Annotated in this window: 15 protein-coding genes and 1 riboswitch; of the genes, 9 read left to right on the forward strand and 6 right to left on the reverse strand. The window is 30.6% G+C overall.

The window, feature by feature from the left end; translation table 11 throughout:
• Positions 1-3: 3 nt before the first annotated feature.
• The 3 genes from metK to AAA453_RS06980 all read left to right on the forward strand — a co-directional run bounded on the left by metK (position 4) and on the right by AAA453_RS06980 (position 3237).
• Positions 4-1200 carry a methionine adenosyltransferase gene (gene metK / locus AAA453_RS06970; protein ID WP_046465627.1) on the forward strand — a complete coding sequence of 399 codons (1197 nt, stop codon included), beginning with the start codon at positions 4-6 and terminating at the stop codon, positions 1198-1200.
• Between the two features lie 95 nt (positions 1201-1295).
• Entirely contained in the window at positions 1296-2204 is a 909-nt protein-coding gene (locus AAA453_RS06975; RefSeq protein WP_069818189.1) for a nuclease-related domain-containing protein, read from the forward strand.
• A gap of 196 nt (positions 2205-2400) precedes the next feature.
• Positions 2401-3237: an aldo/keto reductase gene (locus tag AAA453_RS06980; protein ID WP_427707023.1), complete on the forward strand. Its 837-nt coding sequence runs from the start codon at positions 2401-2403 to the stop codon at positions 3235-3237.
• Positions 3238-3436: 199 nt separating this feature from the next.
• Here AAA453_RS06980 and AAA453_RS06985 read toward each other — a convergent pair whose 3' ends face one another.
• From AAA453_RS06985 to AAA453_RS06995, 3 genes are all read right to left on the reverse strand, one after another.
• Positions 3437-3793, reverse strand: coding sequence for a fluoride efflux transporter FluC (locus AAA453_RS06985; protein WP_046465624.1), 357 nt, complete (start codon positions 3791-3793; stop codon positions 3437-3439).
• The gene (crcB, locus tag AAA453_RS06990; RefSeq protein ID WP_427707025.1) at positions 3790-4155 is read right to left on the reverse strand and encodes a fluoride efflux transporter CrcB; all 366 of its coding nucleotides are present in this window, start codon (positions 4153-4155) and stop codon (positions 3790-3792) included. The genes AAA453_RS06985 and crcB overlap by 4 nt, the downstream gene beginning before the upstream one ends.
• A 67-nt stretch (positions 4156-4222) precedes the next feature.
• Complete coding sequence (locus AAA453_RS06995; protein WP_002507278.1) at positions 4223-4528, reverse strand: hypothetical protein; 306 nt, start codon at positions 4526-4528, stop codon at positions 4223-4225.
• A 282-nt stretch (positions 4529-4810) separates the two neighbouring features.
• On the opposite strand from AAA453_RS06995, the gene AAA453_RS07000 reads away from it, so the two are divergent.
• The 3 genes from AAA453_RS07000 to AAA453_RS07010 all read left to right on the forward strand — a co-directional run bounded on the left by AAA453_RS07000 (position 4811) and on the right by AAA453_RS07010 (position 6920).
• Positions 4811-5524, forward strand: coding sequence for a transaldolase (locus AAA453_RS07000; protein ID WP_069818193.1), 714 nt, complete (start codon positions 4811-4813; stop codon positions 5522-5524).
• 184 nt (positions 5525-5708) lie between these two features.
• Positions 5709-6344 carry a pentapeptide repeat-containing protein gene (locus tag AAA453_RS07005; protein WP_046465621.1) on the forward strand — a complete coding sequence of 212 codons (636 nt, stop codon included), beginning with the start codon at positions 5709-5711 and terminating at the stop codon, positions 6342-6344.
• A gap of 126 nt (positions 6345-6470) precedes the next feature.
• The gene (locus AAA453_RS07010; protein WP_427704205.1) at positions 6471-6920 is read left to right on the forward strand and encodes a hypothetical protein; all 450 of its coding nucleotides are present in this window, start codon (positions 6471-6473) and stop codon (positions 6918-6920) included.
• 10 nt (positions 6921-6930) lie between these two features.
• Here AAA453_RS07010 and AAA453_RS07015 read toward each other — a convergent pair whose 3' ends face one another.
• Both AAA453_RS07015 and AAA453_RS07020 read right to left on the reverse strand, forming a co-directional pair.
• Positions 6931-7374: a competence protein ComK gene (locus tag AAA453_RS07015; protein ID WP_427704207.1), complete on the reverse strand. Its 444-nt coding sequence runs from the start codon at positions 7372-7374 to the stop codon at positions 6931-6933.
• 18 nt (positions 7375-7392) lie between these two features.
• A complete protein-coding gene (locus tag AAA453_RS07020; protein WP_427704208.1) occupies positions 7393-7857 on the reverse strand; it encodes a sigma-70 family RNA polymerase sigma factor in 465 nt (154 codons plus the stop codon).
• Positions 7858-8077: 220 nt separating this feature from the next.
• Between AAA453_RS07020 and AAA453_RS07025 the strand changes: the two genes are divergently transcribed.
• Together AAA453_RS07025 and AAA453_RS07030 are read left to right on the forward strand one after the other, a co-directional pair.
• Entirely contained in the window at positions 8078-8302 is a 225-nt protein-coding gene (locus tag AAA453_RS07025) for a hypothetical protein (protein WP_046465617.1), read from the forward strand.
• A gap of 163 nt (positions 8303-8465) precedes the next feature.
• A complete protein-coding gene (locus tag AAA453_RS07030; RefSeq protein WP_046465616.1) occupies positions 8466-9317 on the forward strand; it encodes an N-acetylglucosaminidase in 852 nt (283 codons plus the stop codon).
• 551 nt (positions 9318-9868) lie between these two features.
• Here AAA453_RS07030 and AAA453_RS07035 read toward each other — a convergent pair.
• On the reverse strand, positions 9869-10795 hold the full coding sequence (locus tag AAA453_RS07035) for an osmoprotectant ABC transporter substrate-binding protein (RefSeq protein ID WP_427704210.1): 927 nt from the start codon (positions 10793-10795) through the stop codon (positions 9869-9871).
• A gap of 176 nt (positions 10796-10971) precedes the next feature.
• Here AAA453_RS07035 and AAA453_RS07040 point away from each other — a divergent pair, with 176 nt between their 5' ends.
• Entirely contained in the window at positions 10972-12441 is a 1470-nt protein-coding gene (locus AAA453_RS07040) for an FAD/NAD(P)-binding protein (RefSeq protein ID WP_427704212.1), read from the forward strand.
• A gap of 284 nt (positions 12442-12725) precedes the next feature.
• Positions 12726-12859, forward strand: a riboswitch (FMN riboswitch).
• The last annotated feature ends 56 nt before the right edge of the window (positions 12860-12915 follow it).

Genomic DNA, 12915 nt, shown 5'->3' on the forward strand with positions numbered 1-12915 from the left:
ATTATGACATACAATAGAAGATTATTCACTTCAGAATCTGTAACAGAAGGGCACCCGGACAAAATAGCGGATCAAGTATCTGATGCAATATTAGATGAGATTTTAAAAGACGATCCTAATGCAAGGGTCGCTTGTGAAACTACGGTAACTACTGGTATGGCGTTAATTTCAGGTGAAATATCTACAACAACTTACGTTGATATTCCAAAAGTAGTAAGAGAAACAATTAAAGAGATTGGTTACACACGTGCAAAATATGGGTATGACAGTCAAACCATGGCCGTATTAACTGCAATTGATGAGCAATCTCCTGACATCGCGCAAGGTGTTGACACAGCATTAGAGTATCGTGAAGATGCATCAGAAGAAGAAATTGAAGCAACTGGTGCTGGTGATCAAGGCTTAATGTTTGGTTATGCTACAAATGAAACGGATACGTATATGCCTTTACCAATCTTCTTATCACATCAACTTGCTAAGAAATTATCTGATGTACGAAAAGATGAAATATTAAAATATTTACGCCCAGATGGGAAAGTACAAGTAACGGTTGAATATGATGAACAGGATAAGCCGCAACGTATAGACACTATCGTTGTTTCTACGCAACATGCAGAAGATACTGAATTGCAACAAATACAAGATGACATTAAAGCGCACGTTATTTATCCAACAGTGCCTGAACATCTATTAGATGAAGATACTAAGTTTTATATTAATCCTACTGGTCGTTTTGTGATTGGTGGTCCTCAAGGAGATGCTGGACTTACTGGTCGTAAAATTATTGTAGACACATATGGTGGTTATGCACGTCATGGTGGCGGTTGTTTCAGTGGTAAGGACCCAACAAAAGTTGACCGTTCTGCTGCTTATGCTGCACGTTATGTAGCTAAAAATATTGTTGCGGCTAAATTAGCAGACAAATGTGAAGTACAATTAGCATATGCAATTGGTGTTGCTGAACCAGTTTCAATTTCTATTGATACATTTGGAACAAGTAGCGTAAGTGAAGATGAGTTAGTAGAAGCTGTACGCACGCATTTTGACTTAAGACCTGCTGGCATTATTAAAATGTTAGATTTAAAACATCCAATCTATAAACAAACAGCTGCCTATGGTCATTTTGGCCGTACAGATATCTTATTACCATGGGAAAAATTAGATAAAGTAAACCTATTAAAAGATTCTGTAGAAGCATAAAAAACTAAAATTTAATTTTCTGGACTTTTCTATCGAATGATGAGCTATTATCTATTATAATTAAGTTACTGAACACATAAAGGAGCGTTTTTGTTATGAATTCATTAGGGCCAATAGAAATTGGTTTAATCGTGGCAATCATCGTAGCAGTCATTTGTTTGATATTATTTATGCTTGCTTTAAAAAGTAAAAAGAAAGCGCAAAAAAACGCTGAAGAGCAGTATAAATCTAGAGAACAAAAATTAAGCGATGAGCATGAAGAAGAGTTGGAAAAGGAAAGAATAGAAAATAAAAAAACTGTAACGAAGCAAAAGGAAGAATATGCAGCTACAGTTAGTTCTAAAGATAGAGAAATTGATGCTTTAAAATTATTTTCTAAGAATCATAGTGAATATGTAACTGACATGAGATTGATTGGTATCCGTGAACGTCTTGTAAATGAAAAAAGAATACGTCCTGAAGATATGCACATTATGGCTAATATATTTTTACCTAGAAATGAATTTAGCGATGTTCAACGTATCAGTCATTTAGTACTGACACGTACTGGTTTATACATCATAGATTCTCAATTATTGAAAGGGCATGTTTATAATGGTGTTAGTGCAGCCCAATTCAAAGAACAACCAATGATGGAGCAGGTATTTAATACTTTAGATCTTGATAAGCATACACCACAAACACTTGTGTTAGATCAGAATGAAGATACGCAATCATTATCGTTTGTAAATTATACATCGCACTTAAATGAAATAGAAAAACTTGCCGGTGATATCCAAACAGAACTCAATTTAAAATTCACACCAACTACTATTTTATACTTCAATCCTAAAAATGAAGGTGCTGTAACAATTTCAAATTATGCACAAAGTTCAAATACTAAAGTGCTAGTGGGTGCAGAGCAACTTGATGAGTTCTTTAATAAATTTGTATTCCACGGTCGAATTCAATACAATGTTGAAGATTTACAACGTGTTATGGATGAAATAGAAACATTTAATTAATGTGAAATACTTAATTTTAACAAAGATAGGTAGCCATATAGGTTATCTATCTTTTTTTGTTGAATTTTAAAATGCCTGAACAATGTATTTTAATTATTAATTCGAGATAATTTGGTAAATTAAAGTCCTTTTAATTTATAATTTAAAGAAAATTGATTAATATAATAGTTATCTAAATAGAAAAGGGGATTTTAATTTGGAACATGTAACTTTTTATAATGGCAATGAAATGCCAATTGTTGGTTTAGGTACGTTTCGTGTCGAAAACAGTAACGAATGTAAAGCATCAGTAAAACATGCGATAGAAAATGGTTACACACATATAGATACGGCAATGGTATATGATAACGAAGAAAAAGTAGGGGAAGGTATCGCAGAAGGTTTAGTAGCTACAGGTAAGCAAAGAAGTGATTTGTTTATCACATCTAAATTATGGTTAGCAGATTATGGCCGTGAAAACGTTGCAGATGCTTATGAAACGAGTTTAAATAAACTTGGATTAGATTACCTAGATTTGTATCTCATGCATTGGCCAGGTACAGATGAAGCTTTAATGATAGATACTTGGCAAGGTATGGAAGATTTATACAAAAATGACAGAGTGAAAAACATTGGTGTAAGTAATTTTAAAACAGAGCATTTTGAAGCGTTGTTAGCCCAAGTTTCTATTAAACCTGTGATTAACCAAGTTGAATTCCATCCATATTTATTGCAAGAATCATTAAGCAGATATTTAGAAGTACAAAATATTCACATGGAATCATGGTCACCACTCATGAATGCGCAAATTTTAGAAGATGATACTGTAAAAAGTGTTGCATCTGAAGTAGGGAAATCACCAGCACAAGTGATTATTCGTTGGAACATAGAACATGGTGTTGTAGTAATACCTAAATCAGTAACGCCTTCTAGAATAGAAGAAAATTTAAATGTATTTGATTTCCAATTAACATCAGCACAAATTGAGAAATTAGATAAACTCAACGAAGATAGAAGAATTGGACCAGATCCATCTGAATATAGTGGGCACTAGTATGAAAAGAAGAGAGTGAGTTACAAATACGCACTTCTTAAATAGAAAAGGACCAATCTATTTGTTTTTTCAAATAGATTGGTCCCTTTTAAGTCTTTTTATAGTTAAGCCGTATGTTTAACTATTTTTATAATAAGGATGGTGATTGAAGTTATTAATACCTATTGTATTTATATGCATCTGAATTTCAATTAATCGGCTAAATCATGATGTATCCTAATAAACAGGATAAAAATGAAACGCCATATTGCAGTAAAGAATAAATTAAAAAGTTAAAAATGTTCTTTTCGGATGTTAGTAATTTGACTAACTCTGAAGATAAAGTAGAAAATGTAGTTAATCCACCGAGAACGCCGACAACTACAAAGGGATGGACCCAATCTATATTTAATGTCATACCCATCAATAAACCAATTATTAAACTGCCTAATATATTAACAATTGGCGTTGCAATAGGTAGCTTACTATTAAATCTACTTGTACAAACGTTAGTAATAAATCCTCTGATTACAGCTCCGAGACCGCCACCTAACATAACTAACAGTAATTGTGTCATGATATACGAGCCCCCATTTTCACACCAAGATAACAGACAAGTATACCTATAATATAACTACTTAAAGCGTATAAAATCATTAATAAATATGCTTGTTGTTCTAAAAACGAAACAAGCTCAAATTGAAAAGTAGAAAAAGTAGTGAGTGCACCTAAAAATCCAGTAGTTATACCTTTTTTAAGTAATGGATTATTTCTAAAATACTTTATAGTCATCGTTCCAATAAGTCCCATTAAGAAAGCGCCAACAACATTAGCAATAAATGTGTCTGCTGGAAATTCAGTAGTTTGATTGATGAATGTTAATAGATATCTTAGTAAAGCACCAATCGCGCCGCCTATAAAAATATATAAGTATTGCATTGTTTTTATTCTTCCTCTCGACAAAAAATAAAAAACTACAAAAGTATTATAACTTTTGTAGCATTAATTAGAAAATAATACCAAACGTTGATAGTGAAGCAACGATATGGATGATAAGCACTACTAATATCACATAAGGTAATATTTTACTTGCTTTTCTAACCCATCCAGAATTTTCATGTAAGTGTTTAATTGATTTATCTGCTAAAATAATTGAAATTATTAAAATTATAGCGTTAATAATACTACAAACAAAAATTAATTTGATCATTGAACTAAAATGCATAGTAATTAGAGGATTTCTAGTATTAAAATACAAGCTAATAATAACCAATAAACTAGATAAATAAAAATAAAGTTTTGAACGTGCCATATTTACCTCCTAGTACAATTCATTAAATAATAATACCATAGATTTACAAAAATTTAACTAATTTGTAAATTTAGAATATATATATATTTAGATTTATAGTAAAACATAACAATATAGAGCTTGAAGTATCTTAATGTTTCTTTTTACTCTAAAGATTTTGACAATTTAAGCAAAAAATTAGAATTTAGTGATTAATGGTGGTATAAATGAGTTGTATGGTTAATAACCGTTATAAGAATAATTCTTTATTGAATTATTTATTTAAGTCAGGAGGAATTAGTAATGGCAAAATTAAATGTTGAAGTGTTTGCAGATGGTGCAGATATTGAAGAAATGAAAACAGCTTATAAAAATAAACAAGTAGATGGTTTTACTACTAACCCTAGTTTAATGGCAAAAGCAGGTGTAACAGATTATAAAGCTTTCGCAGAAGAAGCTGTTCGTGAAATTCCTGATGCTTCTATTTCATTCGAAGTATTCGCAGATGATTTAGAAACAATGGAAAAAGAAGCTGAAATTTTGAAACAATATGGTGAAAACGTATTTGTTAAAATTCCAGTCGTAAACACAAAAGGTGAATCAACTATTTCTCTAATTAAAAAATTATCAGCAGACAATGTACGTTTAAATGTAACTGCTGTTTATACTTTAGATCAAGTTAAAGAAATTACAGAAGCTGTAACAGAAGGTGTTCCAACATATGTATCAGTATTTGCTGGTCGTATTGCTGATACTGGTGTAGATCCAGTTCCAATGATGAAAGATGCAGCAGAAGTAACACATAGTAAAAAAGGCGTTAAATTACTTTGGGCAAGCTGTCGTGAAGTAATCAATGTAATCCAAGCGGATGAAGTTGGCGCAGATATCATTACATGTCCTGCAGACGTTGTTAAAAAAGTAAATAACAACCTTGGCCGTGATATTAACGAATTATCAGTTGATACAGTACAAGGATTTGCTAAAGATATTCAAAGTTCAGGATTATCTATTCTTTAATAGAAGATTAAGAAATTTAAATTTCAAATAATAATAAGCTGAGGCAATTCATTCTAAATGAGTTGTCTCAGCTTTTATATTGAGCATAAGTATAGGATGCTAGATATCTGTTATACTGTTGAAGTTCTTAAAATATATATACTTGTTCGATTAAACATGAATGATATAGAGGGGAAGATGATTTATGAAAATACAACAACCCAAAATCAGCGCAAATTTAGAACTTAAAGAATTAGAAGAAATTTTTCAAGATGAAGATGATATAGTTGAAGTTGCGGAAATACAAAATGCTAATTTAAGTAATAAAGTTTTACAAAGATTTGTAGTTTATGGTTCATATATCAAGGATTGTGATTTTTCTAACTCTGATTTAGGTCGCGCTGATTTTACAGATGTTATTTTTGAAAATTGCGATTTCTCGAATACGAAAATGGATCATGGTTCCATACATAGAGTGACATTTAAAAATTGTCGTATGACCGGAACTTTATTTAACTATATGAGGTTTGGAAATACAGTGTTTGATGAAGTGAAAGCTGATTTTATAAGTGTTGTGGACTCTAAGATAGAAGCACTGATGACACAAAAAAGTAACTTTGAAAATGCTGAATTTCATAATTCAAATTTGAAAAAGGTTGTTTTTGACAATAGTAATTTAGAGCATTTATCAATTTACCAAACCCCATTAAAAGATTGTGATTTGAGCCAATCTTATTTTGAGTCATTTGTGGTTAATAAAGAAGACTTATTAGGTTGCAAAGTTTCTAGAAATCAAGCTGTACAATTTGCAGCATTAATGGGCTTAGTTATCGTAGATTAGATGAAATAAAAATCGATAAAATTAAAGTTAATACAAATATTATAAAATTTAATTGAATAACTTAGATAATTGATTTATTATTTAATGAGTATAGTGTACTGTGAAAGTTCTAAAGGAGAAACATTTATGAAACTAGATATCTTTAAACAAAAAGTTAAAAAGCAATTATGGTTTTTAAATAAAAAAGAAAAAAGTCAATTGAATGAAGTATTAGAGGAAGTTACTAAGTCTAGTGATGGACAAAATTTTAATCGTCCTATTGCATTTTCAAATCAATTTTTAAAGGAATATGTCTTTAAAGAGAAAGTTGTATCATCAACACAATTATTTGCATTGCTTATAGGTATTTTAATCACATATATCGTGCTCTTAGGTTTGTTTTTATTTGGTTTTTTGACAAGTCTATCATCTGTGCAATACTTTATTAAACCTGAAGTGCAATTATCTACAACCACTGTTATTTTGACCTTGATTGGCTCAATATTACTATTAATCGTTAGTTTATATTTGATTAAAATGGTAACTGCTTATTTTACGAAAAAATTATTAGAATATAAGCATAATAAAGCACTATAGTTGAATCGTGTTAAGTTAAATGGTGAGAAAGTGTTAAACTTTCTTGCCATTTTTTATGAATAAATACATAGGAAGCATTAACTGTAATATAGGTAGCATTAACTGTAATATAGGTAGCATTTTCAAAATATATAATTGTTTGTGTTCCTTTTGACTTTAATCCAGTGATTGGGATTGCGTTAATATAATATTGTATTGGTGAGCGCTGTGGTTTTACTGGAAATAATGTTATATCGCTATTAATAAATATTGGAACGATCTTGCGTATTTTTAGTAATTGTTTGGCTTGTTTCGTCTGAAGTGTTAAAGATAAATGTCGTGATTCTAAAAAATAATTTAACGTGAGATTAATTGTAGTAGGGTAAGTGAATTGGTGCGTAGTATATTGGCATATTGTTAATATTTCTGGTCCAAGAACTGTTTTGAAATAAAGCAATTGAGTAAGTGGCGTCATATCATATTCACCTCAATCTTAGGTATAAAATTTCAAATGTTTTTGTTGAATTCGTTTTTGATAGTTTTTTAAAGTTGAGACAGAACAATTTAGAAGTTTTGCAATTTCATATTGTTTAAGTCCTGCAAATTTTAATCGTAACCATTGTTGCTCTTTATCAGTCAATAATGATAAAAATTGTTGGAAAACTAGCATACTGTCATAATCATCATTATATAAAGAAGCTTTAACTTCTTGTTCTATAGGATCAACTAGTAGTAGTGGTTGGTGTTTGCGGAAAAGGTCTATCAAATAGAAATTTAATCGTGAATATAAGAAGGTGTTTAATGAGCTGCTTTTTTGTGAATTGTAGATTTTGCTTAGCTCCCACATTTTAATTAAGAGGAGTTGAGCATATTCATCATAATTGTACTTAATATTGTACTTTTTTAATAGATAATGAATAATATGTTTGTACTTTTTATAAACTTCTTCAAAGGTCATTCATTCTCTCCATTGTCGTATATACAACATATATTTCCGGATGTTATTATTTTATTATAAGAAATAGTAATTTTCATTTGCCAAATAGGGATAATAGGTGTTAAATAGTAGTCATAAGATAGATAAATTTTAAGTTTTATAACATTAGCGCGTATTCAACTTAAAGATATAACACTTTAGAGGTATATTATTATCTTCGGACAATTATCAGGAGGTTTATATGGATTACGCATATTTAAATTTAGAACATTTTTTTGCAAGGCATGATGATTTGGATACGATTAAAGATAAATCAGATTTTGTTATGATAAACAACATGGCAAAAGAAATGATGTATCGAGATGGGGAAATAGAAGGTACGATTGATTTAAATCGTTATTTTTATAAAAATAGATCACAAGCTGCAAGCTTTATTATAATGGATTATTATAAAAGTCAAGAGTAATGAAATTAAAATTTCATTACTTTTTTTATGAATATGTAACAACGTTCATATTAAATTGTCTGTTCAAGTAATTAGTGTTAAACTTTATAATCGGATGGCTTTAAAGCTATGATACATATGACGAAGGCGTGTCCTTCCTAATTATTACCTAAGAGGTGTAAACATGACGAAGCATAAAAAAGGCTCAATTCTATCAATCATTGGTTTATTGATAGTCTTAGGTGTAGCTGCGGTTGTTGTTTTTTCAATGATCTCAGATCAAATCTTTTTTAAAGAAGTTGACGAACAAGAAAAAGTAGAAAATCTTAAAGTAACTTTGGATAAAGCATCAAAAAAACAAATTGATAATTATACTAGCCAACAAGTTTCAAGCAAAGATAATAAAACATGGAGAGATGCGTCATCTACTGAGATAAAAGCTGCGATGAACAGTAGTGAATTTATTGAAAGTGATACGCAAAAATACCAATTTTTAGAATTAGATAAGTATCAAGGTATTGATGAAAATAGAATAAAACGCATGCTCATAGATAACCCTACGTTGTTAGAGCATTCAGATGATTTTATAAAAGCAGCACAGGATAAGCACGTCAATGAAGTTTATTTAATTTCACATGCGTTACTTGAAACAGGCTCTGCTAAAAGTGAGCTTGCAAGTGGTGTAGAAATTGATGGTAAAAAATATTATAACTTCTTTGGTGTAGGTGCACTTGATGAAGATCCGATTAAAACAGGTTCAGAATATGCTAAAAAACATGGCTGGGACACACCACAAAAAGCAATTAGTGGTGGGGCTAACTTCATTCATGATCACTTTCTATCTAATGAAGATCAAAACACGCTTTATAGTATGAGATGGAATCCTAAAAATCCAGGAGAACACCAATACGCTACAGACATTAAATGGGCTGAAAGTAATGCGACTTTAATGGCTCATTTCTATGAAGATATGAAAACAGAAGGTAAATATTATAAATATTTTGTTTATAAAGATGATGAAAAGCACAAAAATTAGATAAGTATTTGAAATATTATTTCTAATACAATAGAACGAAGAATACCAATTGCTATAAAAGCAGTTGGTTTCAGACTGCCAACAAAGCCTCTGATTTTGTTGGCAGTTTTTTTGTGCATGCTTTCCGCTGGCACTGCCTTAGCCTGTAGTCTTCAGCTAGTGATTTATTAACGAGTCAGGCGTCGGCCCAAATTACTGCCAATATTTTAATATTTATAAATTAAACAGTGATGGTGTTTATTATGTTGAATCAATCAATTGATAATGGCAGAGCATCTATAAATCCTATTTTTTAATTGATATTATTCTCTTGAAGTAAGCTTTATTTATTAATTTCATAATTTATATAAAAAAAGAGTCTCCAATTTTGGAAACTCTTTTTTATTATTCTACTTTGTTTTTTTTGCTTATAAGAATGAAGAACATGAGCGCTGATATAAACACTTTTATAGTAAATTTCATATTATCACATCCTAATCTATGCCAACATATTAACATTAAATGGGTGTGAAGATACATCAATAACTACATACAGGTGTATATACTGAGCATTATTCTTTTTCAAAGTAATTGTGCTCTTTTAAAAATTCTTCTGCAACAACTGCGGGCTCTTTGCCTTCTCCATCTGCTTCATAATTTAATTTTTGCATTTGCTCCGTACTTATTTTATCGTTCAATTTATTAAGTGCTTTCTTAACTTCTGGTTGTTCTTTTAAAAGTTTATTTGGTGCTACAGCACTTGCATCATATGTTGGGAAGAACTTTTTATCATCTTCAAGTACTACTAAATCATAAGCTGCAATTCTACCATCAGTCGTATAGCCTAGTGCAACATCTAATTTTTTACTTTTCAAAGCATCGTAAACGAGTCCGATTTGCATCGGTTTAATAGAATCAAAAGCAAAGCCATAATGTGCTTGGAAAGGTGCATAACCATCGCCCCCACGTTTAATCCAAGTGGTATCTGTGCCTACATCTACTTGATCTTTTACTTTTTCTAAATCTGAAACAGTATGTAAATCATATTTTTCAGCAGTTTCTTTGGTTACCATAAAGGCAAAGGTATTTTCAAAACCATATGAATCAAAAAAGGTCTGATTAAATTTTTGCTGAAACAATTTTTTAGTTAAAGCCATCGCTTTTTTAGGGTCAGTAACGGGTTCAGACTCAAGGACACCCACTAAATCTGTCCCAGTATATCGCGTGCTCGAAATATCAGCATCGTTATTCATTAGCGCATTATGCTGGATTGTAGCTGAGCCTAAGTTATTAATGATTGAACCTTTAGTTTTACCTTTTGTATCATGTTCGATAAGATCTATGATCATATATGCCATGATTTGAGACTCACTCGTAGCCAAAGCTGAAACTTTAATCTCGTTCTTTGATTGACTTCCACCAAGTCCTGGCAATCCACAACCGGATAATAATATTGTACTTGCTATAATTAAAAATAATAAATGTTTTAAAAATTTCATTGTCTAGCTCCTTAAAATAAGTACAGAAATAATATTTTTTCAATATATTAATATTAACATATTTATCAAAATATTATAACAACGCTAAATTGTACGGTAGTTGAATACATTAGCATGTAATATAAGGTTAATCATTGCTATAATGAATATAAATAAATTTAATAAGGATGTGTACAATGCGAATAGCTATCATAGGAATGGGCACAGCGGGTGTAAGCTTGCTAAAGGAATTAGTGAAACATGATAATTTTGCAACAATGAATATAGACATGTACGATAATCCTAAAAATATGGGGCAAGGTGTACCTTTTCAAAATGACAGTGATCAATTATTAATCAATATGCCTGCGAAACAAATGTCTTTAAATTTAGATAATCAAGGTGAATTTTACGAATGGTACAAATCACAATCGATATTTAAGTTTTCTAATCCGGAGTATTTACCAAGGTTTATATTTGGTCATTATATGAAAGATTTTTTAGAAAAATATAATCAGCAATTTGAAAATGTCCAGATGATTAAAGAAGAAGTGTCAGAAGTTTTCATTGAGGCTGATGTAGGTCAAACGGATGTTAAATATTATGTTTGTACGTCGAAAGACATGTCGAATTGTCAAAAGTATGATGCTGTATTTTTAACGATTGGTACACTGTCATACCATGATCCATACCATTTGAAAGGAAAAAAAGGATATATTCACACACCATATCCAACTTATAATACGTTAGATGATGTGAAGGATACTGACAGAATTGCGATCATTGGCACAGGTTTAGCATCTTTAGATGTAATTCGTTATGTTACTGCACATCATCCTAAATTACCAATTACTATAACAAGTCGCAAAGGTCAATTGCCAAGCGTGAGAGGCGAAATGCCTGACATTGAATTTAAATACTTAACACCAGAAAATTTTAATGCAATAAAGAACGAAAATTTTGGAAACGTACCTTTAGAAAAAGCACTAACTTTATTTATGAAAGATTGTGCATATTATGATATTGCAATTGAAAAATTAGTGCACCGTAGACAAAATGACCCTGTGAAGGATTTAACATATGATTTAGAACACGCAACTGAATTAGGGGCATTCCAAAGTATACTTGAATTAGTAAAAGAGAATTTAAATTGGATTTGGAATAGTTTCAGTAGGGAAGATCAAAAACAATTTTTAAAAGATTACCAATCTATATTAAAGGATAATTCTAATCCAATGCCTCCACGCACAGCTCGATTAATTATAGATCATATCAAAAATGGGACTATTGAAATTAAAAGTGGTCTAGAGGATGTTCAATATGAAGCAAGTCAATTTTGTTTCAAATATAAAAATGAAACAGAGGCAAACCATAAATTTGATGTCGTAATCAACGCAACTGGTTCAAAAACACAACTTTCAGATCTTGATAGTGATGATCAATTGGTTTTGAATCTTGAAAATAGACAGGTTGTACAAGCGCATCCACTTGGTGGTATTCAAATTATTGCTGAAACAAATCAAATTATAAGCCCTCGTTATGGAACACTTAAACACATGTACGCATTAGGTCAATTAACAAATGGAATCAATCAGTCTCGAAATGGTGTAGCAATGATAGTTAAACAAGCAGTTAGCATAGTAAATCAGTTATTACCGAATAAGTAATTACAAAAATAAAAACATTAACTGTATGGTTTCGAGAGGTTAATCTGTTAAATGATAACTAGATTATTAAGGTTATAAAAGTCATAATAAAAATTAATTTATTTTTTCATTAATTTAAGTAAAAAGCTTTTCTTATTAGTATTTAAAGCATTTTAATAATAATAATACGTTAAAAATAAAGCCGACTTAGATAATATGAATTGTCATTCTGCCTAAAATGTAGTACGATATTGGTGTAACTTAGTAAGAGTTACTTGACTCAATCATTAATTACAATTTCATAGATATTCTTTCGGGGCAGGGTGAAATTCCCAACCGGCAGTAAACAAAGCCTGCGACCTGCATTTGATTATTCAAATGTGGCTGATCTAGTGAGATTCTAGAGCCGACAGTAAAGTCTGGATGGGAGAAAGAATGAAGTATAACAAAAACGACACTTTTTAAGTGTTTATTTGGCATACACTTATGTTTGAA

It is taken from the genome of Staphylococcus parequorum, from assembly GCF_039237145.1.
Classification (GTDB): domain Bacteria; phylum Bacillota; class Bacilli; order Staphylococcales; family Staphylococcaceae; genus Staphylococcus; species Staphylococcus equorum_A.

What these genes read in the sequence shown, in the direction of transcription:
- AAA453_RS07010 (WP_427704205.1), top strand. Translation starts at nt 6,471, where the DNA reads ATGAAACTAGATATCTTTAAACAAAAAGTTAAAAAGCAATTATGGTTT.
- AAA453_RS06975 (WP_069818189.1), top strand. Translation starts at nt 1,296, where the DNA reads ATGAATTCATTAGGGCCAATAGAAATTGGTTTAATCGTGGCAATCATC.
- AAA453_RS07025 (WP_046465617.1), top strand. Translation starts at nt 8,078, where the DNA reads ATGGATTACGCATATTTAAATTTAGAACATTTTTTTGCAAGGCATGAT.
- metK (WP_046465627.1), top strand. Translation starts at nt 4, where the DNA reads ATGACATACAATAGAAGATTATTCACTTCAGAATCTGTAACAGAAGGG.
- AAA453_RS06985 (WP_046465624.1), bottom strand. Translation starts at nt 3,793, where the DNA reads ATGACACAATTACTGTTAGTTATGTTAGGTGGCGGTCTCGGAGCTGTA.
- AAA453_RS06995 (WP_002507278.1), bottom strand. Translation starts at nt 4,528, where the DNA reads ATGGCACGTTCAAAACTTTATTTTTATTTATCTAGTTTATTGGTTATT.
- AAA453_RS07040 (WP_427704212.1), top strand. Translation starts at nt 10,972, where the DNA reads ATGCGAATAGCTATCATAGGAATGGGCACAGCGGGTGTAAGCTTGCTA.
- AAA453_RS07005 (WP_046465621.1), top strand. Translation starts at nt 5,709, where the DNA reads ATGAAAATACAACAACCCAAAATCAGCGCAAATTTAGAACTTAAAGAA.
- AAA453_RS07000 (WP_069818193.1), top strand. Translation starts at nt 4,811, where the DNA reads ATGGCAAAATTAAATGTTGAAGTGTTTGCAGATGGTGCAGATATTGAA.
- AAA453_RS07020 (WP_427704208.1), bottom strand. Translation starts at nt 7,857, where the DNA reads ATGACCTTTGAAGAAGTTTATAAAAAGTACAAACATATTATTCATTAT.
- AAA453_RS07035 (WP_427704210.1), bottom strand. Translation starts at nt 10,795, where the DNA reads ATGAAATTTTTAAAACATTTATTATTTTTAATTATAGCAAGTACAATA.
- AAA453_RS07030 (WP_046465616.1), top strand. Translation starts at nt 8,466, where the DNA reads ATGACGAAGCATAAAAAAGGCTCAATTCTATCAATCATTGGTTTATTG.
- crcB (WP_427707025.1), bottom strand. Translation starts at nt 4,155, where the DNA reads ATGCAATACTTATATATTTTTATAGGCGGCGCGATTGGTGCTTTACTA.
- AAA453_RS07015 (WP_427704207.1), bottom strand. Translation starts at nt 7,374, where the DNA reads ATGACGCCACTTACTCAATTGCTTTATTTCAAAACAGTTCTTGGACCA.